The 19,913-nt window shown below is 69.7% G+C and carries 20 protein-coding genes; 13 read left to right on the top strand and 7 right to left on the bottom strand.

The annotated features are described in order from the left end of the window. Positions 1-25: 25 nt before the first annotated feature. A complete protein-coding gene (tyrS, locus tag IT40_RS01155; protein ID WP_036749434.1) occupies positions 26-1,270 on the top strand; it encodes a tyrosine--tRNA ligase in 1,245 nt (414 codons plus the stop codon). Positions 1,271-1,389: 119 nt separating this feature from the next. Then, the gene (locus IT40_RS01150) at positions 1,390-1,866 is read left to right on the top strand and encodes a DUF4177 domain-containing protein (RefSeq protein WP_036749431.1); all 477 of its coding nucleotides are present in this window, start codon (positions 1,390-1,392) and stop codon (positions 1,864-1,866) included. A 70-nt stretch (positions 1,867-1,936) separates the two neighbouring features. Here IT40_RS01150 and IT40_RS01145 read toward each other — a convergent pair whose 3' ends face one another. Further along, positions 1,937-2,152: a SlyX family protein gene (locus IT40_RS01145; protein ID WP_036749428.1), complete on the bottom strand. Its 216-nt coding sequence runs from the start codon at positions 2,150-2,152 to the stop codon at positions 1,937-1,939. 48 nt (positions 2,153-2,200) lie between these two features. On the opposite strand from IT40_RS01145, the gene hisS reads away from it, so the two are divergent. The 4 genes from hisS to IT40_RS01125 are packed head-to-tail and all read left to right on the top strand — an operon-like array spanning position 2,201 to position 5,847. After that, a complete protein-coding gene (gene hisS, locus IT40_RS01140; protein WP_036749426.1) occupies positions 2,201-3,685 on the top strand; it encodes a histidine--tRNA ligase in 1,485 nt (494 codons plus the stop codon). Continuing rightward, a complete protein-coding gene (locus IT40_RS01135; protein WP_036749423.1) occupies positions 3,682-4,749 on the top strand; it encodes an ATP phosphoribosyltransferase regulatory subunit in 1,068 nt (355 codons plus the stop codon). Before hisS ends, IT40_RS01135 begins: the two co-directional genes overlap by 4 nt. After that, positions 4,746-5,423 carry an ATP phosphoribosyltransferase gene (gene hisG, locus IT40_RS01130; RefSeq protein WP_036749418.1) on the top strand — a complete coding sequence of 226 codons (678 nt, stop codon included), beginning with the start codon at positions 4,746-4,748 and terminating at the stop codon, positions 5,421-5,423. The genes IT40_RS01135 and hisG overlap by 4 nt, the downstream gene beginning before the upstream one ends. Positions 5,424-5,475: 52 nt before the next feature. Next, positions 5,476-5,847 (top strand): hypothetical protein, encoded by a 372-nt coding sequence (locus IT40_RS01125; RefSeq protein WP_240540459.1) that lies wholly within the window; start codon positions 5,476-5,478, stop codon positions 5,845-5,847. A gap of 54 nt (positions 5,848-5,901) precedes the next feature. Here the strand turns inward: IT40_RS01125 and ftsY are convergent, their stop codons facing one another. Both ftsY and IT40_RS01115 read right to left on the bottom strand, forming a co-directional pair. Next, entirely contained in the window at positions 5,902-7,014 is a 1,113-nt protein-coding gene (gene ftsY / locus IT40_RS01120; protein ID WP_036749415.1) for a signal recognition particle-docking protein FtsY, read from the bottom strand. 128 nt (positions 7,015-7,142) lie between these two features. Continuing rightward, the gene (locus IT40_RS01115) at positions 7,143-8,072 is read right to left on the bottom strand and encodes a class I fructose-bisphosphate aldolase (RefSeq protein ID WP_036749719.1); all 930 of its coding nucleotides are present in this window, start codon (positions 8,070-8,072) and stop codon (positions 7,143-7,145) included. Between the two features lie 138 nt (positions 8,073-8,210). Between IT40_RS01115 and IT40_RS01110 the strand changes: the two genes are divergently transcribed. Further along, positions 8,211-8,426 (top strand): hypothetical protein, encoded by a 216-nt coding sequence (locus IT40_RS01110; protein WP_036749412.1) that lies wholly within the window; start codon positions 8,211-8,213, stop codon positions 8,424-8,426. Positions 8,427-8,581: 155 nt separating this feature from the next. Here the strand turns inward: IT40_RS01110 and IT40_RS01105 are convergent, their stop codons facing one another. After that, positions 8,582-9,778, bottom strand: coding sequence for a phosphoglycerate kinase (locus IT40_RS01105; protein WP_036749716.1), 1,197 nt, complete (start codon positions 9,776-9,778; stop codon positions 8,582-8,584). 179 nt (positions 9,779-9,957) lie between these two features. Between IT40_RS01105 and IT40_RS01100 the strand changes: the two genes are divergently transcribed. Both IT40_RS01100 and IT40_RS01095 read left to right on the top strand, forming a co-directional pair. Then, positions 9,958-10,467, top strand: coding sequence for a peptidylprolyl isomerase (locus tag IT40_RS01100; protein ID WP_011748208.1), 510 nt, complete (start codon positions 9,958-9,960; stop codon positions 10,465-10,467). Further along, positions 10,457-11,062 (top strand): peptidylprolyl isomerase, encoded by a 606-nt coding sequence (locus IT40_RS01095; protein ID WP_036749408.1) that lies wholly within the window; start codon positions 10,457-10,459, stop codon positions 11,060-11,062. Before IT40_RS01100 ends, IT40_RS01095 begins: the two co-directional genes overlap by 11 nt. A gap of 518 nt (positions 11,063-11,580) precedes the next feature. Here IT40_RS01095 and gatB read toward each other — a convergent pair. After that, positions 11,581-13,098, bottom strand: a complete 1,518-nt coding sequence (gatB, locus tag IT40_RS01090; protein WP_036749405.1) for an Asp-tRNA(Asn)/Glu-tRNA(Gln) amidotransferase subunit GatB — start codon at positions 13,096-13,098, stop codon at positions 11,581-11,583. Positions 13,099-13,296: 198 nt separating this feature from the next. On the opposite strand from gatB, the gene IT40_RS01085 reads away from it, so the two are divergent. Continuing rightward, a complete protein-coding gene (locus IT40_RS01085; RefSeq protein WP_036749402.1) occupies positions 13,297-13,908 on the top strand; it encodes a UdgX family uracil-DNA binding protein in 612 nt (203 codons plus the stop codon). A gap of 458 nt (positions 13,909-14,366) precedes the next feature. Then, a complete protein-coding gene (ligD, locus tag IT40_RS01080; RefSeq protein ID WP_036749399.1) occupies positions 14,367-16,910 on the top strand; it encodes a DNA ligase D in 2,544 nt (847 codons plus the stop codon). On the opposite strand, the gene ku is transcribed toward ligD, so the two are convergent. Together ku and IT40_RS01070 are read right to left on the bottom strand one after the other, a co-directional pair. Further along, positions 16,907-17,713, bottom strand: coding sequence for a non-homologous end joining protein Ku (ku, locus tag IT40_RS01075; protein WP_036749396.1), 807 nt, complete (start codon positions 17,711-17,713; stop codon positions 16,907-16,909). The two genes, ligD and ku, sit on opposite strands and share 4 nt — an antisense overlap. Then, on the bottom strand, positions 17,713-17,991 hold the full coding sequence (locus tag IT40_RS01070) for a hypothetical protein (RefSeq protein WP_243700109.1): 279 nt from the start codon (positions 17,989-17,991) through the stop codon (positions 17,713-17,715). The genes ku and IT40_RS01070 overlap by 1 nt, the downstream gene beginning before the upstream one ends. Before the next feature lie 132 nt (positions 17,992-18,123). Between IT40_RS01070 and IT40_RS01065 the strand changes: the two genes are divergently transcribed. Further along, positions 18,124-18,801 carry a hypothetical protein gene (locus tag IT40_RS01065; RefSeq protein ID WP_036749394.1) on the top strand — a complete coding sequence of 226 codons (678 nt, stop codon included), beginning with the start codon at positions 18,124-18,126 and terminating at the stop codon, positions 18,799-18,801. Continuing rightward, a partial coding sequence (locus IT40_RS01060) for a Y-family DNA polymerase (protein WP_036749391.1) occupies positions 18,707-19,913 on the top strand: 1,207 nt, incomplete at its 3' end. The genes IT40_RS01065 and IT40_RS01060, both read left to right, overlap by 95 nt.

Here is a 19,913-nt window from a genome sequence, read left to right as displayed (position 1 = left end):
CCGCGCCAGTCGAAAGGAAAAGCCCATGACCTACCGTGCCAAATCCGATTTCCTGAACGTGATGATCGAGCGTGGCTACCTGGCGGACTGCACCGACATGCAGGCGCTGGACGAGGCCCTGATCGAAGGCCCGGTGACGGCATATATCGGCTATGACGCGACGGCGGCCAGCCTGCATGTCGGGCACCTTCTGAACATCATGATGCTGCGCTGGTTCCAGAAGACCGGCAACCGCCCGATCACGCTGATGGGCGGCGGCACCACCAAGGTCGGCGATCCCAGCTTCCGCAGCGAGGAACGCCCGCTGCTGACCCCGGACGCGATCCAGTCCAACATCGACGGCATGCAGCAGGTCTTCGCCCGCTACCTCGACTATGGCGACGGCCATGCGATGATGCTCAACAATGCCGAATGGCTGGACAGCCTGAACTACCTCGACTTCCTGCGCGACATCGGCCGGCATTTCAGCGTCAACCGCATGCTGAGCTTCGAATCGGTCAAGTCGCGGCTCGACCGCGAGCAATCGCTGAGCTTCCTCGAATTCAACTACATGATCCTGCAGGCCTATGACTTCCTCGAGCTTTACCGGCGCTACGGCTGCCGGCTGCAGATGGGCGGCTCGGACCAATGGGGCAACATCGTCAACGGCATCGACCTGACCCGCCGGGTGCTGGATGCCGAGATCTGGGGCCTGACCTCGCCCTTGCTGACCACCTCGGACGGGCGCAAGATGGGCAAGTCGGCCGGCGGCGCGGTCTGGCTGAACGGCGCCATGCTGTCGCCCTACGAATTCTGGCAGTTCTGGCGCAACACCACCGACGCCGATGTGGGCCGGTTCCTGAAACTCTACACCGAGCTGCCGGTCAAGGAATGCGACCGCCTCGGCGCGCTTTCGGGCTCCGAGATCAACGCGGCCAAGATCATCCTGGCCAATGAGGTGACGACGCTGCTGCACGGCGCCGAGACGGCGGCCTCGGCCGAGGCGACCGCGCGCGAAGTCTTCGAGCAGGGCGGCGCCGGCGGCGATCTCGAGGTGGTGACGGTCAGCGCCGACGCGCTGGCCTCGGGCCTGACCGTGGTGCAGCTGCTGGCGCAGACCGGCATCACCGCCTCGGGCAAGGAGGCCAAGCGCCTGATCGCCGAAGGGGGGCTGCGGCTCAACAACGAAGCCGTCAGCGACCCGCAGCTGGCGGTCGACGCGGCGCTGATCGGCGACGGGCTGAAGGTCTCGGTCGGCAAGAAGAAGCACCGCATGGTGCAGCTGGGATAGGCGCAGGCTGGCCGGGCCCCTCCCCGGCCCGCCCCTCACGGCCGCGTGCAACGCGCGGCCCGGCGCTTCCCTTGCCGGCGCATCTCGCCTAACCTGCGGCGCAAAGGAAAGGCCCATGCATGAGCAGCTATGAATACACCGTCATCCCCGCCCCCGCGCGCGGCGAAAAGACCAGGGGCGCGCGCAGCGGCATCGAGCGTTTCGCCGCCACCCTCGCCGATGTCCTGAACGAGATGGCCCGCGACGGCTGGGACTATGTCCGCGCCGAAACCCTGCCGGCCGAGGAACGCTCGGGCCTGACCAGCCGCACCACGGTCTATCACAACCTGCTGGTCTTCCGCCGCCCGCTCGCCCAGGCCGAAGAGCGGCCCACCGCCGCAACGCAGCAGCAACCGCAGCCGCAGCCGGCCCCAGCCGAGTCCCAGCCGGAACCCGAGCCCCCCGCCCGCGGCCCGTTCAGCCAGCCGATGCGGGCGGCGCCGAAACCCGCGGCCCCGGCCGCGCCGAACCTGCGCCCGCGCATGGCGGAACCGCCGCTGAGCGCACCGCAAGCCCCGGCCCCCGCGGGCCCGCGCCTGGGCCCGGCCAGCCGCTGATTTCTCTGTTCTCCAAATACTCCGGGGTGAGCCCCCGGAACGGGGGCGAGGGGCAGCGCCCCTTACCCCCTCACCAATGCGGCGGCCGCTGGTCGGCCAGGGGCACGGTCCCCGCCTCGGCCTCGCGTTCCGCCTCGCGCTCCATCAACAGGCCGACATGGCGCGCCATCCGCGCGATCTGGGCTTCCTGCCGGGCGACGATGCCCGACAGATCCTCGACACTGCGCGCCAGATAGGCCGCAGCCTCCTCCAGCCGTTCGATCCGTTCCTGCGTCTGCTTGTCCATCCATCCTCCATCCGCTAGACCGCCGCATGGAAAAGCCCGAGGCAAACCATGGCGAAAGATCAGAAGAAACAGCCCCGTCCCAAGGCCGAGACGCCCAAGGGGTTCCGCGACTATTTCGGCGCGGACGTGACCGAACGCAAGCAGATGCTGGACCGCATCGCCGAGATCTATCATCGCCACGGCTTCGAGCCCCTGGAAACCAGTGCCGTGGAAACCGTCGAGGCGCTGGGAAAGTTCCTGCCCGACGTGGACCGGCCCAATGCCGGCGTCTTCGCCTGGCAGGAATCGGACGTCCCCGGCGGCGGCTCCGGCGACTGGCTGGCGCTGCGCTATGACCTGACGGCGCCCTTGGCCCGCGTCGCCGCGCAGTTCCGCAACGACCTGCCCTCGCCCTATCGCCGCTATGCCATGGGCCCGGTCTGGCGCAACGAAAAGCCCGGTCCCGGCCGCTTCCGCCAGTTCTACCAATGCGACGCCGATACCGTGGGCTCGGCCTCGGTCGCGGCGGATGCCGAGATCTGCGCCATGCTGGCGGCGGCGCTGGAACATGCCGGCATCGCTCGCGGCGACTACCTGATCCGCATCAACAACCGCAAGGTGCTGAACGGCATCCTGGAGGCCATGGGCGTCGCGCAGGGCAAGCCCGCCGACGACGTGCTGCGCACCATCGACAAGTTCGACAAGGTCGGCGAGGACGGGGTGCGCCAGCTTCTGACCACCGGCCGCAAGGACGATTCCGGCGCCTTCATCGAGGGCGTGGGGCTGGCCCCCGAACAGGCCGGGCCGGTCCTCGCCTTCCTGACCTCCAAGGGCGCGGACAACGCCGAGACGCTTTCGAACCTGCGCGCCGCCGTCGGCGCCTCGGCCACCGGCGCCGAGGGGGTCGAGGAACTGGCCCAGATCGCCGAGATGCTTTCCGCCATGGGCGTGGGCGAGGATCGCGCCGTCATCGACCCCTCGATCGTGCGCGGCCTGGGCTATTACACCGGCCCGGTCTTCGAAGCCGAGCTGACCTTCGAGATCCTGGACGACAAGGGCCGCAAGCGCCAGTTCGGCTCGGTCGCCGGCGGCGGGCGCTACGACGGGCTGGTGGAACGCTTCACCGGCCAGAAGGTGCCGGCAACCGGGGTTTCCATCGGCGTGGACCGCCTGCTCGCCGCCCTGCGCGCCAAGGGGCTGATGGGCGGGACCGCGCAGGGCCCGGTCGTCGTCACCGTCATGGACCGAGAGCGCATGGCCGATTACCAGGCCATGGCCGCCGAGCTGCGCCAGGCCGGCATCCGGGCCGAGGTCTATCTGGGCAACCCCAAGAACTTCGGCAACCAGTTGAAATATGCCGACAAGCGCAATGCCCCCGTCGCCGTCATCCAGGGCGGGGACGAGGCGGCGCGCGGCGTGGTGCAGGTCAAGGACCTGGTCCTCGGCGCCAGGATCGCCGCCGAGGCCAGCCACGAGGAATGGAAGGCCCAGCCCGCCCAGACCGAGGTCGCCCGCGCCGACCTGGTCGCGGAAGTCCGGCGTATCCTGGGATGAGCAAGCGCGAGAAACAGGCCATCGGCCAGCAGATCCTGGCCGCCTTTCGCGCCGCGGGCGCCGAGGAAGTGGCGCCCGACCTGCTGCTGCCGGCCGAGACGCTGCTGGACCTTTACGGCGAAGACATCCGCGCCCGCGCCTATGTGACGCAAGACCCGATCCGGGGCGAGATGATGCTGCGCCCCGACTTCACCGTGCCGGTGGTGCAGATGCATATGGCGAACGGCGCCGAGCCCGCCCGCTATTGCTACCTGGGCGAGGTGTTTCGCAAGCAGGACCATGGCGAGACCCGGCCCGAGCATCCGCGCGACAACGAATACCTGCAGGCCGGCTTCGAGCTTTTCGCCCGCGACCCCGAGGCCGATGCCGAGGTCTTTGCCCTCTTCCACCACATCCTCGCGCCCCTGCGACTGCAGGCCAGCATGGGCGACATGGACCTGCTGATGGATGCGGTGCGCGCCCTGCCGCTGTCCGGCGCCCGCCGCGCCGCGCTTCTGCATCACATCTGGCGGCCGCACCGCTTTGCCAAGGCGCTCGCGCGCTTTGCCGCCCCGGCCGAGCCGCGGGAGTTTCCCGAAAGCGCCGCGCCCTGGACCGGGCTGCGTTCGCCGGCCGAGATGCAGGCCCGCATCGACCGGCTGCGCAGCGACGCCGCCGAGGCCCCGCTGCCGCCACAATGGGTCGAGCGGCTGGAGCGGCTTTTCGCCATCGAGGCCCCGGCGCCCGAGGCGCTGCGGCAGCTCCGCGCCCTCGCCGCCGAGATCCCCGACATCGCCGAGGCCGTGGACCGGCTGGAGCGCAACCTGGCGGCGCTGTCGGCACGCGGCATCGACGTGGGCGCCATCCATTTCGACGCCAGCCACGGCCGGCACACGATGGAATATTACGACGGCATGACCTTCAGCTTTGCCGCGGCGGGGCGCGCGGACTGGCCGCCGGTCGCCTCGGGCGGGCGCTACGACGCGCTGGCGGCGGTGCTGGGACAGGCGCAGGGCCGCTCGATCCCCGCGGTCGGCGGCATCATCCGGCCGGGTCTGGTCCATGAACTGGGAGGCATCGGATGATCCGGCTGGGCGTGCCGTCCAAGGGGCGGCTGATGGAGCAATGTTTCGACTGGTTCGCCGCCCGTGGCGTGACCCTGTCGCGCGCCGGCTCGGACCGCGAATATGCCGGCCGGGTCGATGGGGCGGACAATGTCGCGCTGGTGCTGCTGTCGGCGGGCGAGATCCCGCGCGAACTCATGGCCGGCCGCATCCACCTGGGCGTGACCGGCACCGACCTGATCCGCGAGAAGCTGGCGGGCTGGCGCAGCCATGTCGAGGAACTGGCGCCGATGGGCTTCGGCCATGCCGACCTGATCCTCGCCGTGCCGGCCTGCTGGTCTGATTGCGAAACGCTGGACGATTTCGCCACCATCGCCCGCGATTTCCGCGCCGAACACGGCTTTCGCCTGCGCATCGCCACCAAGTATCACCGGCTGGTGCGCGCCTGGCTCTCGGCCGAGGAAGTCGCGGATTACCAGCTGGTGGACAGCCAGGGCGCGACCGAGGGCACGGTGGCCAACCTGACCGCCGAGGCCATCGCCGACATCACCTCGTCCGGGGAGACGCTGCGGGCCAATCACCTGAAGATCATCGGCGAGGAACCGATCCTGCGCTCGCAGGCGACGCTTCTGCGCTCGCGCGCAGCGGGGGACGAGGCCGAGGTGCGCGATTTCGCGGCGCGGCTCGGGCTTTAGAAACCCGCGGCCGGGCGGAAGCGTTGATGTCCCGCACCGCCAAGGGAGAAAGATGATGCGCCTGGCCGCCCTGATGCTGATCCTGTCCGCAAGCCCCGCGCTGGCCTCGTCCGAAGAGGCCTGGGAGCAGTTCCGCAAGGATGTCGAGAGCGCCTGCACGGCGCTGGCGCCCGAGGCGGGCGAGACGGCGATCGAGGTCAACCCCTTCGGCTCGGAAAGCTATGGCGCAGCGCTCTTGATCACCACGCTGGCCGATGGCGGGGTGGACCGCTATGTCTGCATCTATGACAAGCAGGCGGGAACCGCCGAGCTGACCGCGCCCTTTACGCCGCCGCAGGACGTGGTCGAGCCCATGGCCGACCCGGCGGGCAATGTGGCGCCGGTCGAGGACACCAGGACGGACGCGCATCTCGTCAAGCCGTGACGCCCGCGCCGGTTGTGCGGTCGCATGGGTATTTGAAGAACGAAGAAGCCGGGGTCAGTCCCCGAGCCCGACCAGCGCGCGGGCGAATTCGCGGGCGTCGAAAGCGTCGAGATCGTCGATCTGCTCGCCCACGCCGATGGCATGGATCGGCAGGCCGAAACGGTCGGCCAGGGCTACCAGCACGCCGCCGCGCGCGGTGCCGTCCAGCTTGGTCATGACCAGGCCCGAGACATCGGCCAGCTTCCGGAAGGTCTCGACCTGGCTCAGCGCGTTCTGGCCGGTGGTGGCGTCCAGCACCAGCAGGGTGTTGTGCGGTGCGCTGGGGTCCTTCTTGCGGATGACGCGCACGATCTTGGCCAGTTCCTCCATCAGGTCCTGGCGGTTCTGCAAGCGGCCGGCGGTGTCGATCATCAGGAGGTCGGCGCCCTCGGCCTCGGCCCTGGTCATGGCGTCGAAGGCAAGGCTTGCTGGGTCGGTGCCCTCGGGCGCGGTCATCACCGGCACGCCGGCACGCTGGCCCCAGACCTGCAATTGCTCGACGGCGGCGGCGCGGAAGGTGTCGCCCGCGGCGATCACCACCTTCTTGCCCGCCGCCTTGAACTGGCTGGCGAGCTTGCCGATGGTCGTGGTCTTGCCCGAGCCGTTCACGCCCACCACCAGCACCACCTGCGGCCGCTTGGGATAAAGCGGCAGCGGCTTGGCCACCGGCGTCATGATGCGGGCGATCTCGCCGGCCAGAAGCTCCTTCAGCTCGGTGGCGGAAATGCGGCGCCCCATGCGGCCCTCGGCGATATTGGCGGTGACGCGCAGCGCCGTCTCGACCCCCATGTCGGCCTGGATCAGCATCTCCTCGAGCTGCTCCAGCATCTCGTCGTCCAGTTCGCGGCGCGGCTCGGCAATGGCGGGCGCGCGGCCGAAGATGCGGCCCAGCATCCCCGGACGCGCGTCGGGCGATGCGGCAGGATCGGCGGTGGGTTGGGGCTCCGCGACCGGGGCCGGCATGGGCTGCGCCGCCGGGGCGGGCGCCGGCGCCAGCCCGGCGGGCCGTTCGGATGCCGATGCCGGCTTTTCCTCGCCGGCGCCGTCCGAGACGATCTCGTCCAGCCCCGCGCCGATCTTCGACGAGGACCGCGTCAGCCGGTCGCGCAGCTTCGAGAAAAACGACATGCACCCATCCTTCTGCTTGTGGCGCAGAACCTAGGGCTTCCGAGGCCAAAGGAAAAGGGCGCCCCGAACCGGACGCCCCTTCTTCGTTCTGAAAATACTCCGGGGTGTGGGGCAGAGCCCCACGGCAATCAGGCCTTGCCCAGGTAGATGTCCACCAGCTTGCCCAGCATCTCCAGCGCATCCTCGCGCGAGCGCTGGAAGCTGTTGCGGCCGATGATCGAGCCGTTGCCGCCACCGTCCCGGATGGCGCGGGCATCGTCGAAGACCGCATCCGCGCCCTTGGCCGCCCCGCCCGAGAACACCACGATGCGGCGGCCGTTGAAGGCCGACTGCATGCAATGCGCCACGCGCTTGGCCTGGGTCGAAATGTCGATGCCCTTGGCCTCGTAGACCTTTTTCGCCTCGCCCAGTTCCAGGTGGTCGGTCGAAAGCTTGATCTTGATGACATGGGCGCCGATCAGCGCCGCGATCTGGGCGGCATAGGCGGCGATGTCGATCGCCGTCTCGCCGTCCTTGCTGATCGCCTCGCCGCGCGGATAGGACCAGATCACGGTCGCCACGCCCTTGGCGGCGGCTTCCTTGCGCATCTCGACGATCTCCTCGATCATGTCGAGCGCCATGTCCGAGCCCGGATAGATGGTGAAGCCGATGGCCGAGCAGCCCAGCCGCAGCGCATCGTCGACCGAGGCGGTGATCGCCTGGTTCTTGCCGGCCGTGTCCGACATCAGCGAATTGGCCGAGTTCACTTTCAGGATCGTGGGGATCTGGCCGGCGAAGGTGTCGGCGCCCGCCTCGATCATGCCCAGGGGCGCGGCATAGGCGTTGAGCCCGGCGTCGATCGCCAGCTGGTAATGGTAATGCGGGTCATAGCCGGCCGGGTTCGGCGCAAAGCTGCGCGCGGGGCCATGCTCGAACCCCTGGTCCACGGGCAGGATGATCATCTTGCCGGTGCCGGCCAGCTTGCCGGTCATCAGCATGCGGGCCAGCTGTGCCTTCACACCCGGCGCTTCGCCCTCGTAATTGGCGAGGATCTTGCGGACGGTATCGGTCATCTGCATCGGGAACTCCATGTCTGAATGCGGGCTGATTAACAGACCAGCCGGCAAGGGCAATCGCGATTGCGCTAACGGAACCCCCTGCCGGCGCCGGGCGTTGCTCTTGCGCTGGAACGGAGGGGCAATTGGGGGGAATTTCCAATGGCGAACGAAGGCCCCGACGGCATTCCCGAACAGATCCGCCAGAACCGGCCCTTCTTCCTGGTGCTGGGACTGGCCTTCGTGGTCTCGATCGGGGCCTTTCTCTACATCCTGTTCCTCGACACCGACTCGCGCGACGTCTCGCGCAATGCGCCGCCCGCCGCGACCGCGCCGGTCGTGCCGGCCGGCGAAGCCGCGCCGGCCGAGGGGAACTGACCGCAGCCGGCAGGGGACGCATCCGTGCCCCCTGCCGCCGACGCGGATGCGCCAATCCGGCAAGGCCCAGGATTTAAGGCCCAGGATTTAAGGCCCAAGATTTCCGGGCGGAAAAGGCCCCGCAAAGGGCCCTTTCGCAGCCCGTCAGGCAGGGCTCAGCGCTTTTGCAGGGCCGCCACGCCGGGCAATTCCTTGCCCTCCATCCATTCCAGGAAGGCGCCGCCCGCGGTCGAGATGAAGGTGAAATCGCCCGAGACCCCGGCCTTGTTCAGCGCCGCCACCGTATCGCCGCCGCCGGCGACCGAGATCAGCTTGCCCTCGCGGGTCAGCCGCGCCGCCTCTTGCGCCGCGGCATTGGTCGCGGCATCGAAGGGCGGGATCTCGAAGGCGCCGAGCGGGCCGTTCCAGATCAGCGTGCGGCTGGCCTCGAAGACCTCGCGGATCTTCGCCACCGTGGCGGCGCCGGCGTCCAGGATCATCGCGTCCGCCGGGCAGGCGTCCGCCGCCACCGTCTCGCTGTCGGCGCCGGCCTTGAATTCGCGCGCCACCACCACGTCCACCGGCAGGTGGATGGTGCAGCCGGTCTTTTCCGCCTTGGCCATGATCTCGCGCGCGGTATCGGCCATGTCGCGCTCGGCCAGCGACTTGCCGACCTCGATGCCCTGGGCGACCAGGAAGGTGTTGGCCATGCCGCCGCCGATGACCAGGTGGTCCACCTTCTCGATCAGGTTGCCGAGCAGGTCGAGCTTGGTCGAGACCTTGGCGCCGCCGACCACGGCCGCGACCGGGCGCTGCGGATTGCCGAGCGCGGCGTCCAGCGCCTTCAGCTCCGCCTCCATCAGCCGGCCGGCCGCGGCGGGCAGGAGCCGCGCGATCCCTTCGGTCGAGGCATGCGCCCGATGCGCGGCCGAGAAGGCGTCGTTGACATAGACCTGGCCCAGGGCGGCCAGCGAGGCGGCGCAGGTCGCGTCGTTGGTTTCCTCGCCCGGATAGAAGCGGGTGTTTTCCAAGAGCAGGACATCGCCCGGCTTCAGGTCGGCCACGGCGCGCTTGGCCGGCCCGCCGATGGCCTCGTCCGCGAACTTGACCTCCTGGCCCAGGGCGCGCTCGAGCGAGGGCACCACCACCTTCAGGCTCATGCTGTCCACGCGCTTGCCCTTGGGGCGGTCGAAATGCGCCAGCAGCACCGGGATGCCGCCCTTGGCCTGGATGTCCTTGACGGTGGGCACGATCTTTTCGATCCGCGTGGCATCGCTGACCTGGCCGTTTTCGACCGGGACGTTCACGTCCACGCGGACAAGCACCACCTTGCCGTCAAGCTCCAGGTCGTCGATCGTGTTGAAATCCGCCATGCTCATGTCCCTTTCATGTTGGGCTGACCGTCCCCCGCCGGGGTTTTCCCGCATCATGACATTTTCGTCAACCGGCGGCAGAAGCCGGGCATGCGGCGAAACGCGCGGCGCCGGCGGGCGTTGTCTGGGCGGGGCGAAACGCTTATGCCTTTGCCCAAGCCATCAGAAGGAGACCCCCCATGGCCGAGATCAAGGATCCCGAGAACACGGTCATCATCGAGCTGAAGGACGGCCCGGTGGTGATCGAGCTGCTGCCCGACGTGGCGCCGAAACATGCCGAGCGCATGAAGGAACTGGCCCGCGCCGGGAAATACGACAACGTGGCCTTCCACCGCGTGATCGAGGGCTTCATGGCCCAGACCGGCGACGTGGAACATGCCAACATGGAGAACAACTACAATCCGGGCCGCGCCGGCACCGGCGGCTCGGACCTGCCGGACCTGCCGGCCGAGTTCTCGCGCCTGCCGCATGACCGCGGCACGCTGGGCGCGGCGCGCTCGATGAACCCGAACTCGGCCAACAGCCAGTTCTTCATCAATTTCAAGGACAACCATTTCCTGAACGGCCAGTATACCGTCTATGGCCGGGTCATCGAGGGCATGGAGCATGTCGACAAGATCGCCCGCGGCGAGCCGCCGGCGAATCCCGACCGGATGATCTCGGTGAAGGTTGCGGCCGATGTGGAATAAGCTGCTGGTTCCCGCCCTGGTGCTGGCCGCCGGCGCCGCCGCCCATCCCGTCCTGGCCGAGGGCCTGCCGGGCGTCACCGACGGGCCGGGCCCGAACCTGGTGATCGAGGTGGCCGATTCCAAGGGCGCCGCCAAGGGCCGGATCGTGCTGGACCTTTACAACGACAAGGCGCCGAACCATGTCGAGCGCCTGGTGACGCTGGCGAAATCGGGCGCCTATGACGGGGTGGTGTTCCATCGCGTGATCGACGGCTTCATGGCCCAGACCGGCGATGTCGAATTCGGCAAGCACGGCAGCGATACCGCGCGGGCGGGCATGGGCGGCTCGAACATGCCGGACCTGGCGGCCGAGTTCAACGATGTCAGCTTCCAGGCCGGCACCGTGGGCATGGCGCGGGCGCAGGATCCCAACAGCGCCAACAGCCAGTTCTTCATCGACCTGGCGCCGGCGACCTTCCTGGACGGGCAATATACCGTGGTCGGCCAGCTGGTCGACGGCTGGGACGTGCTGAACGCGATCAAGAAGGGCGACCCGGCCGCCAATGGCGCGGTGGTCGAGCCCGACTACATGGTCAAGGTGACGGTCGAGGAGTGATCCCCGGCCCCGCCTGACCACGGCCCCGCGTTCCGGCGCGGGGCCTTTTCCATGGGGAGTGTCCGCCAAGGTCATCCGAGGATGACCCGCCTGCGATGCGGGACGAGGCGGCCAGTCGCGAAACGGCTCCGGTATCAGCAGCTGCCGGCCCGGATGCCAGCCAGACGGCTTGTCTATCTCGGGCCAGACCTCGTGCCAGCCATCCTGAACGATGGCTGAGGGCGCCCTCAGGGGTCTGATCTTGATAACCAAACTCGACGCCGCAGCACGAGCATATCGCCCAGGATGGGCAATCTCCCGCTGGCCCCTATTGAAGGCTGCTGCAGACCGCAGACGCGGCGGAAAGATGCGGGCTTTTTCATGCCGGGCGGGAATGGCGGAGGCTTGCCGATAGGCCGGACCACGTGGCGGAAAACGGCCGAAGGGCTTGCCCTTGCGCGGCTGGGCGGGGCCGGAAAGGCCCCTTGCCCTGCCACGCCCAAGCCGCGCCGCGGCGTGGGCCGGCTGTCCGCGGCGGATCAGGCCAGGGCGAGCTTCTTGGCCACCAGTTCGTTCACCGCGGCCGGGTTGGCCTTGCCGCCGGTGGCCTTCAGCACCTGGCCCACGAACCAGCCGGCCAGCTTGGGATTGGCCCGCGCCTTTTCGACCTGCGCCGGATTGGCGGCGATGATCTCGTCCACCGCCGCCTCGATGGCGCCCAGATCGGTGACCTGCTTCATGCCGCGCGCCTCGACGATCTGGGCCGGATCGCCGCCTTCGGTCCACAGGATCTCGAACAGCTCCTTGGCGATCTTGCCCGAGATCGCGCCCGAGCCGATCAGGTCGATCACGCCGCCCAGCTGGGCGGCCGAGACGGGCGAGGTCTCGACGCTCAGCCCTTCCTTGTTCAGCCGGCCGAACAGCTCGTTGATGACCCAGTTCGCCGCTTGCTTGCCGTCGCGCCCGGCGGCGACCTGCTCGAAATAGTCGGCGCTTTCGACCTCGGCGGTCAGCACGCCGGCATCGTATTCGGACAGGCCCAGTTCGGTGACGAAACGCGCCTTCTTCTCGTCCGGCAGTTCCGGCATCGCGCCGGCGATCTCGTCCACCCAGCCCTGCTCGATCTCAAGCGGCAGCAGGTCGGGATCGGGGAAATAGCGGTAGTCATGCGCCTCTTCCTTGGAGCGCATCGAGCGGGTCTCGCCCCGGTCGGGGTCGTAGAGCCGGGTTTCCTGCACCACCTTGCCGCCGTCCTCGATGATGGCGATCTGGCGGCGGGCCTCGTAGTCGATGGCGGCCTGGATGAAGCGCAGCGAGTTCATGTTCTTGATCTCGCAGCGGGTGCCGAGATGGCTGAAATCGCCGGTCTCCTGGTAGCGCTCATAGGCGCCGGGCGCGCAGACCGAGACGTTCACGTCGGCGCGCAGGTTGCCGTTCTGCATGTTGCCGTCGCAGGTGCCCAGGTAGCGCATGATCTGGCGAAGTTTCGCGACATAGGCGGCCGCTTCCTCGGGGCCGCGGATGTCGGGGCGGCTGACGATCTCCATCAGCGCGACGCCGGTGCGGTTCAGGTCCACGAAGGACATGTTCGGGTCCATGTCGTGGATCGACTTGCCGGCATCCTGTTCCAGGTGGATGCGCTCGATCCTGACGCGGCGGGCGACGCCGGGGGCCATGTCCACGATCACCTCGCCCTCGCCCACGATGGGGTGATAGAGCTGGCTGATCTGGTAGCCCTGCGGCAGGTCGGGATAGAAATAGTTCTTGCGGTCGAAGGCCGAGACCAGGTTGATCGCCGCCTTCAGGCCCAGCCCGGTCTTGACCGCCTGCGCCACGCAGAATTCGTTGATGACCGGCAGCATCCCCGGCATGGCGGCGTCGACGAAGGCGACATGGCTGTTCGGCTCGGCCCCGAAGCCGGTCGAGGCGCCGGAAAACAGCTTGGCGTTCGAGGCGACCTGGGCATGGACCTCCAGCCCGATGACCAGTTCCCAGTCCTGTTTCGCACCCTGGATGGTTTTCGGTTCGGGGGCGGTATAGGTCAGATGGTCAAGCATGGCATTTCCCCTGGCAAGGCTGCCCCGCCTTCTAGGCGCTTGGCGCGCGGCTCGCAAGGGTCGCGCGGGCGGTGGAACAAAGCCGCGGCCGGAAGGTTGGCCCCGACATGGACGGGATGAAAGCCATGGGATTTTTCCACGCCGCCCGGCTGCGTGCGTCCAGGCCGCCGGGCCGCGGGACGCAGAAGGAGGCGGCGCATGTCCACCGCGGAAATTGAGGCCGGTTCGCTGGCCGAACTGGCCCAGGCCGAGGCGGCCTGCACGCGCTGCCCGCTTTATCTCCACGCCACGCAGGTCGTTCCGGGCGAAGGGCACCGGCAGGCGCGGATGATGGTGGTGGGCGAACAGCCCGGCGACAAGGAAGACCTTGCCGGCCGCCCCTTCGTCGGTCCGGCCGGGCAGCTTTTCGACCAGATCCTGGCCGAGGCGGGCATCCCGCGCGGGCAGGTCTTCGTCACCAATGCCGTCAAGCATTTCAAGTTCGCGCCCCGCGGCAAGCGCCGCCTGCACCGCCGCCCCAATGCCGGCGAGATCGACCGCTGCAAATGGTGGCTGGGGCAGGAACTCAAGCTGGTGGCCCCCGCCGTCCTGGTGGCGATGGGCGCGACGGCGGTGCGCAGCCTGCTGGGGCGACCGGCGACGATCTCGTCCCTGCGTGGCGAGATCCGCCGGCTGGAGGGCGGCATGCCGATGATCGTGACCATCCATCCCTCCTGGCTGCTGCGCATCCGCGATGCGGCCGAGCGGGAGACCGGGCGCAGGCGGTTCCGGGCCGATCTGAAGCGGGGCTGGGGGCTGGTGGGCGGCTGACCGCGCATTTGCGGGAACATTCGCGCGCTTGGCCGGTTCACATTCACCCTGGAAGCACAGGCCGGCTCAAGCGATGTCCCTCTCGTGCCCCGACAAGTCGGGACGCAATCGCAAAAGCGGTGGCGGTCCCGGTCGCGGCCGGCGGTTTCCGGGGTCGAGGCGGCCCTGCCCCTGGCGGTCGCGGCCCCGCTGCCGGACACGGCGGGGGCTGGACGGCTGCCGAACGGGCCGCCTCGGTTTCGCTTGGTCCTGCGCCTTGCACGGGAACCAAGGCCGGCGCAGGGGGTTTGGAAAATCCCCCTGCCGGAACGCCCCCTCAACCGGAATGAGGCCCCAGCATGAGACCACCGCTTGCCGCAAAGGCCCGAACCAACCCGCCAATCGGGCGGCAGGACCGGCCGGCAGCGGGCCTGCGCGTCCCGTGGTCCGGCCGCTTTCAGCAACGCGACGGCTGAGCCATGGCGCTGGAGACCTATCGCAAGAAACGCGATTTCGCCGCGACGCCGGAACCCAAGGGCGGGCGCATCCGCAAGGGCGGCGACGCCTTCGTGGTCCAGAAACATGCGGCGACGCGGCTGCATTACGATTTCCGGCTGGAGCTGGACGGGGTGCTGAAAAGCTGGGCCGTCGCCAAGGGGCCCAGCCTGGTGCCCGACGAAAAGCGCCTGGCGGTGCATGTCGAGAACCACCCGTTGGAATATGGCGATTTCGAGGGCACCATCCCAAAGGGCGAATATGGCGGCGGCACCGTCATCCTGTGGGACCGCGGCACCTGGACGCCGGTCGGCGATCCGCATCAGGGCTATGCCAAGGGCCATCTGGAATTCACCCTTCATGGCGAAAAGCTGCATGGCCGCTGGCATCTGGTCCGCATGCGCGGCAAGCCGCGCGAAAAGCGCGAGAACTGGCTGCTGATCAAGGGCGAGGACGAATTCGCCCGGACAAAGGACGCGCCCGACATCCTCGACGAGCGGCCGGAATCGGTCAAGACCGGCCGGCAGATCGCCGATGTCGCGGGCGAGGCGCCGGGCTGGTCCTCGAAGACCGGGCGCATCCGCAAGCCGGCCGGGCGGGCGAAAAAGCCCAGGGCCGCGCCGGAGCCGGACCCCGAGCCGCCCGAACCGGCGGCGGTCAAGGGCGCGCGCAAGGCGGCGATGCCGGGTTTCGTCGAGCCGATGCTGGCCACGCTGGCCTCGGCCGCCCCGCAGGGCGAACGCTGGCTGCACGAGATCAAGTTCGACGGCTACCGCCTGCAAGCGCGGATCGAGGCGGGGCGGGTCAAGCTTCTGACCCGCAGCGGGCTGGACTGGACGACGCGCTTCGGCAAGGCCGTGCCCGCCGCCCTGCGCGACCTGCCCGTGGGCACGGCCATCCTGGATGGCGAATTGGTGGTCGAGACCGATGCCGGCGCCTCGGATTTCTCGGCCCTGCAGGCCGATCTCAGCGCCGGGCGATCCGACCGCTTCGCCTTCTACGCCTTCGACCTGCTTTATCTGGACGGATACGACCTGTGCAGGGTGCCGCTGGTCGAGCGCAAGGCGCTGCTCGCCCGGCTTCTGGGCCAGGAAGGCGGCATCCTGCGGTTCAGCACCCATTTCGACGAAGGCGGCGCACTGGTCCTGCGCCATGCCTGCCGGCTGAGCCTCGAGGGGATCGTGTCGAAGCTGCGCGACGGCCCCTATCGCGCCGGGCGCGGCCGGGCCTGGATCAAGTCGAAATGCTCGGCCCGGCAGGAATTCGTGGTCGCGGGCTATGTCCCCTCCTCGGTGTCGCGCCGCGCCATCGGCTCGCTGATCCTGGGCGTTTACGAACAGGGCGGCTTGCAGCATGTCGGCCGCGTCGGCACCGGCTTTTCCGCCGCCGTGGCCGAGGATCTGTTCCGCCGGCTGGAGCGGATGCGCATCCCCGACAGCCCCTTTGCCGCCCGCCTGACCGCCGACGAGGCGCGGCAGGCCCGCTATGTCCGCCCCGAACTGGTGGCCGAGGTCGAGTTCCGCGCCTGGACCGCCGACGGCCACCTGCGCCACGCCGCCTTCCGCGGCCTGCGCGAGGACAAGCCCGCGGCCGAGATCGTGCGCGAAACCGCGAAGCCTGCCGCGAAACACCCGGCGCCGCAGCGGCGGCGGGTGCGGCTGACCCATCCCGACCGGCTCTATTGGCCCGAGGAAGGCGTGACCAAGGAAGGGCTTGCCGATTACCATGCCGAGGTCTGGCGCTGGATCGCGCCCTGGATCACCGGCCGGCCGCTGGCGCTGCTGCGCTGCCCGAACGGCATCGACGGCGAGCGGTTCTTCCAGAAGCACGCCTGGAAGGGGCTGAACCCGCATATCTCGCTGCTGCGCGATCCCAAGGAGCCGCAGGGCGAGCCGCTGATCGGCATCGAGGATCTGGACGGGCTGATGGGGCTGGTGCAATCGGCCGCGCTGGAGATCCACCCCTGGGGCGCGACCGCCGCCGATTGGGAACGGCCGGACATGATCACCATGGACCTCGACCCCGGCGAAGGCGTCGCCTGGCCGCTGGTGGTCGAGGCGGCGCGGGAGTTGCGCCGGCGGCTCGAGGATCACGGCCTTGCCGGTTTCGTCAAGACCTCGGGCGGCAAGGGGCTGCATGTGGTCGCGCCCCTGCGCCCGCAGGCGGAATGGCCGGCGGTCAAGGCCTTCACCAAGGCACTGGCCGATGCCATGGCCGCCGACGATCCCGGCCGCTATGTCTCGACCATCAGCAAGGCGCGGCGGCGGGGCAGGATCCTGATCGACTATCTGCGCAACCAGCGCGGCGCGACAGCCGTCGCCGCCTATTCCACCCGCGCCCGGCCCGGCGCCGCCGTCTCGGCCCCGCTGCGCTGGGACGAGCTGGACGCCGGCATCGGCCCGGCCTGGTTCACCCTGCAGAACATGCCGACGCGGCTGGCCACGCTGGGCTCGGACCCCTGGGACGGGTTCCGCGCCGCCGCCGCACCGCTCGAGGCGCCGCGCAGCCGCCGCCGGAAGGCCGGCTAGCGCCGCCTGGGCTTGCTTTCCGAGGCGATGCTTTTCTTCAGCGCCTCCATGATGTTGATGACATTGCCCGCCGTGGCCGGCGCCTCGGGCTTCGCCCTGGCCGCGCGCTTGCGTCCCTTGGTCTTGGCCGCGATGATGTCCAGAAGCTTCTCCTGCACCGGATCGGCCACCAGCGAGGGCTCCCAGGGCACGCTGCGCTCCTCGATCAGCCGCGTGACCAGCTTCAGCAGCCCGGCATCGACCTTTTCGTCGCCGATCCGGTCGAAGTAATCCGCCTCGGGCCGCACCTCGTCGCCATAGCGCAGGGTCCACAGCACGATGCCCTTGTCGCGCGGCTCCAGCATCACCGCGCGCTCGCGGCGGTAAAGCACCAGCCGCGAGATGCCCACCGTCCCGGTCGCGCCCATGGCGTCGCGGATCACGCCATAGGCTTCCTCGCCGATGGGATCGTCCGGCACCAGGTAATGCGGCTTGTCATACCAGATCCAGCCGATCGAATCGGCCGGCACGAACATGTCGATGTCGATGGTGCGGGCGCTTTCCAGCGCCACCGAGGCGATCTCGTCATCCTCCAGCAGCACGTGGTCGTCCTCGCCGCGGGGATAGCCCTTGACCTCGTCCTCCTCGGCCACGGGCTTGCCGGTCTCGGCATCGACATAGCGGCTGACGACGCGGTTGCCGGTGCGGGCGTTGAGCGTGTGGAAGCGCAGCTTCTCGCCCTCGCCGGTGGCCGGCATCATCGACACCGGGCAAGTGACCAGCGACAGCTTCAGATAGCCCTTCCAGAAGGAACGCGGCGCCATCAGGGTTCGTCGCGGATGGGCCCGTCATCCGGGCGGCGGTCGGGCAGGTCGTCCCCCTCCGCGTGCTCGCGGTTGCCGGCGTGGTCGTGGTGCTGCTGGTTCTGCACATGCCGGCTGTCTAGCCCGCGCTGCTGCGAATGCCGCGCGGTGTCGCGGTTGGACAGAACCTCGTTCTCGGGCAGGTTCTCGGCCGTGCCGGGGGTCATGCCGCCCGAGGCGTCGCCCTTGCCCTGATCCTGCTGCCCTGCCCCGAATTTCTTGCGGCTTGCATGGGCCATGGTGCTTTCCTCCTGCATCTCTGGCGTCAGGGGTCTCAACCGCGCTGGCGGTGCAATGTTCCCTGGCGCGGCCGGATTGACGAATCCCTGGACAAGGGATAGGAACAAATCAGGAACACATTGACTGAAACCATGTCCGCTCGCCCTTTCCCATCCGGGGTGGCGCCTTTCGGACGGGCGCCAGTCCCCGCGGCGCCGCAGCCGACCGCGCCGACCCTGTCCGAAGCCTTCGGCACCCGTCCGCTGGCGGGGGCGGCGCCTGGATTCGTCCTGGCCGCCCTGCCGCCGGGGCTGGTGCTTTGGGCGCAGGACCGGCTGAGCCGGGCCGAGTTCGGCGCCCCCTTCCTGCCCGGCATGGGCCGCGATCTGCTGCGGCTGGACCTGACGCGCCCCGCCGATGTGCTGGCCGCGCTGGAGGACGGGCTGCAAGGCCGCGCCCTTGCCGCCGTGGTGGGCGAGATCCATGGCCCCGCCCCGGCGCTGAGCTTTACCGCCAGCCGCCGCCTTGCGCTGCGGGCCGAGGCGGCGGGCCTGCCCTGCTGGCTGATCCGCCATGCCGCCCGGCCCGAACCCAGCGCGGCGCGGATGCGCTGGCGGCTGGCGCCGCTGCCCTCGGTCCCCGACCCGGACGACCCGCAGGCGCCGGGCGAGCCGCGCTGGCTGGCGGAACTGTTCCGGGCGCGCGGCCGGCCCCCCTCGACCTGGGTGGCGCGCCATGACCGGGCGGCGGATCGTCTCGATTTCTCTGCCCCGCCTCGCGATCGAGAGCTGGCAGAGCCGGGCCGCGCGCCGGGGCGACGCCTGGCCTGACGAGATCCCGCTGGCCCTGGCCGCGCCCGGCCCGCATGGGCCCGTGATCCATGCCGCGAACCGGGCCGCCGAGCAGGCGGGCGCCCGGATCGGCGCCCGCGCCGTGGATTGCCGCGCCATCTGCCCCGCATTGCGCATCGAGCCGGCCGAGCCCGACCGCGACGCGGCCAGGCTGGCGCGGCTGGCCTTCTGGGCGCGACGCTGGGGGCCATACAGCACGCCCGACGGCGATGACGGCATCGTCCTCGACACCACCGGCGCCGCGCATCTGTTCGGCGGCGAGGCGGCGATGCTGGCCCAGATCCAGGCCGGCTTCGCCCGCGCCGGGCTGACGGCCGGGCTGGCGCTGGCGCCGACGCGCGGCGCGGCCTGGGCGCTGGCCCGCCTTGGCCCCGAGCGCGCGATCTGCACCGATCCGCTGCCGGCGCTAGCGCCGCTGCCGGTCGCGGGGCTGCGGCTGTCGGACGAGACCCTGCTGCTCTTGCGCCGGCTGGGGCTAAGGACCATCGGCGACCTGGCCGCCATTCCGCGCCTGTCGCTGATGCGCCGCTTTGCCCGCGCCCTGCCGCAGGACAACCCGCTGGTCCGGCTCGACCAGGCGCTGGGGCGGGCGGCCGAACCGCTGGACGCGCCCGAGCCCGAGCCCGAATACAGCGCCGAGGCCCGGCTGGCCGAGCCGGTGATGGACCCATCCGACTGGCTGCCCGGCTTGCTGGAGGCGCTTTGCGCGCAGATGGCGGCGGCGGATCGCGGCTGCCGGCGGCTGTGCCTGTCGGTCTTTCGCGTCGATGGCGAGCGGCGCGACATCCGCGTCGCCATGGCTGCGCCCACGCGCGATCCCGGCCACCTGCTGCGCCTGTTCGACGGCCGGCTGGAGCGGCTGGACCCCGGCTATGGCTTCGACCTGATCCGGCTGGCCGCCGAGGCGGTCGAGCCGCTGGCCCAGGCCCAGCCCGGCCTGGACGGCGCCGCGCCCCAGGGGCTGGCGCTGGCGCGGCTGGTGGACCGGCTGGCGGCGCGCTTCGGCACGGCTGCGATCAGCCGCCCGCTGCCGCGCGAAAGCCATGTCCCCGAACGCGCCGAAACCCCCGGCCCGCCGCTGGCCGCCGACC

Source organism: Paracoccus versutus (genome assembly GCF_000763885.1).
In the GTDB taxonomy this organism is placed as follows: domain Bacteria; phylum Pseudomonadota; class Alphaproteobacteria; order Rhodobacterales; family Rhodobacteraceae; genus Paracoccus; species Paracoccus versutus.
Note: the sequence above shows the minus strand (reverse complement) of the source record. Positions and strands in the feature narration are given on the sequence as shown.

Excerpts from the sequence above, each read along its gene's own strand:
- tyrS (WP_036749434.1), top strand. The coding sequence starts at position 26 with ATGACCTACCGTGCCAAATCCGATTTCCTGAACGTGATGATCGAGCGT.
- IT40_RS01150 (WP_036749431.1), top strand. The coding sequence starts at position 1,390 with ATGAGCAGCTATGAATACACCGTCATCCCCGCCCCCGCGCGCGGCGAA.
- IT40_RS01145 (WP_036749428.1), bottom strand. The coding sequence starts at position 2,152 with ATGGACAAGCAGACGCAGGAACGGATCGAACGGCTGGAGGAGGCTGCG.
- hisS (WP_036749426.1), top strand. The coding sequence starts at position 2,201 with ATGGCGAAAGATCAGAAGAAACAGCCCCGTCCCAAGGCCGAGACGCCC.
- IT40_RS01135 (WP_036749423.1), top strand. The coding sequence starts at position 3,682 with ATGAGCAAGCGCGAGAAACAGGCCATCGGCCAGCAGATCCTGGCCGCC.
- hisG (WP_036749418.1), top strand. The coding sequence starts at position 4,746 with ATGATCCGGCTGGGCGTGCCGTCCAAGGGGCGGCTGATGGAGCAATGT.
- IT40_RS01125 (WP_240540459.1), top strand. The coding sequence starts at position 5,476 with ATGATGCGCCTGGCCGCCCTGATGCTGATCCTGTCCGCAAGCCCCGCG.
- ftsY (WP_036749415.1), bottom strand. The coding sequence starts at position 7,014 with ATGTCGTTTTTCTCGAAGCTGCGCGACCGGCTGACGCGGTCCTCGTCG.
- IT40_RS01115 (WP_036749719.1), bottom strand. The coding sequence starts at position 8,072 with ATGCAGATGACCGATACCGTCCGCAAGATCCTCGCCAATTACGAGGGC.
- IT40_RS01110 (WP_036749412.1), top strand. The coding sequence starts at position 8,211 with ATGGCGAACGAAGGCCCCGACGGCATTCCCGAACAGATCCGCCAGAAC.
- IT40_RS01105 (WP_036749716.1), bottom strand. The coding sequence starts at position 9,778 with ATGGCGGATTTCAACACGATCGACGACCTGGAGCTTGACGGCAAGGTG.
- IT40_RS01100 (WP_011748208.1), top strand. The coding sequence starts at position 9,958 with ATGGCCGAGATCAAGGATCCCGAGAACACGGTCATCATCGAGCTGAAG.
- IT40_RS01095 (WP_036749408.1), top strand. The coding sequence starts at position 10,457 with ATGTGGAATAAGCTGCTGGTTCCCGCCCTGGTGCTGGCCGCCGGCGCC.
- gatB (WP_036749405.1), bottom strand. The coding sequence starts at position 13,098 with ATGCTTGACCATCTGACCTATACCGCCCCCGAACCGAAAACCATCCAG.
- IT40_RS01085 (WP_036749402.1), top strand. The coding sequence starts at position 13,297 with ATGTCCACCGCGGAAATTGAGGCCGGTTCGCTGGCCGAACTGGCCCAG.
- ligD (WP_036749399.1), top strand. The coding sequence starts at position 14,367 with ATGGCGCTGGAGACCTATCGCAAGAAACGCGATTTCGCCGCGACGCCG.
- ku (WP_036749396.1), bottom strand. The coding sequence starts at position 17,713 with ATGGCGCCGCGTTCCTTCTGGAAGGGCTATCTGAAGCTGTCGCTGGTC.
- IT40_RS01070 (WP_243700109.1), bottom strand. The coding sequence starts at position 17,991 with ATGGCCCATGCAAGCCGCAAGAAATTCGGGGCAGGGCAGCAGGATCAG.
- IT40_RS01065 (WP_036749394.1), top strand. The coding sequence starts at position 18,124 with ATGTCCGCTCGCCCTTTCCCATCCGGGGTGGCGCCTTTCGGACGGGCG.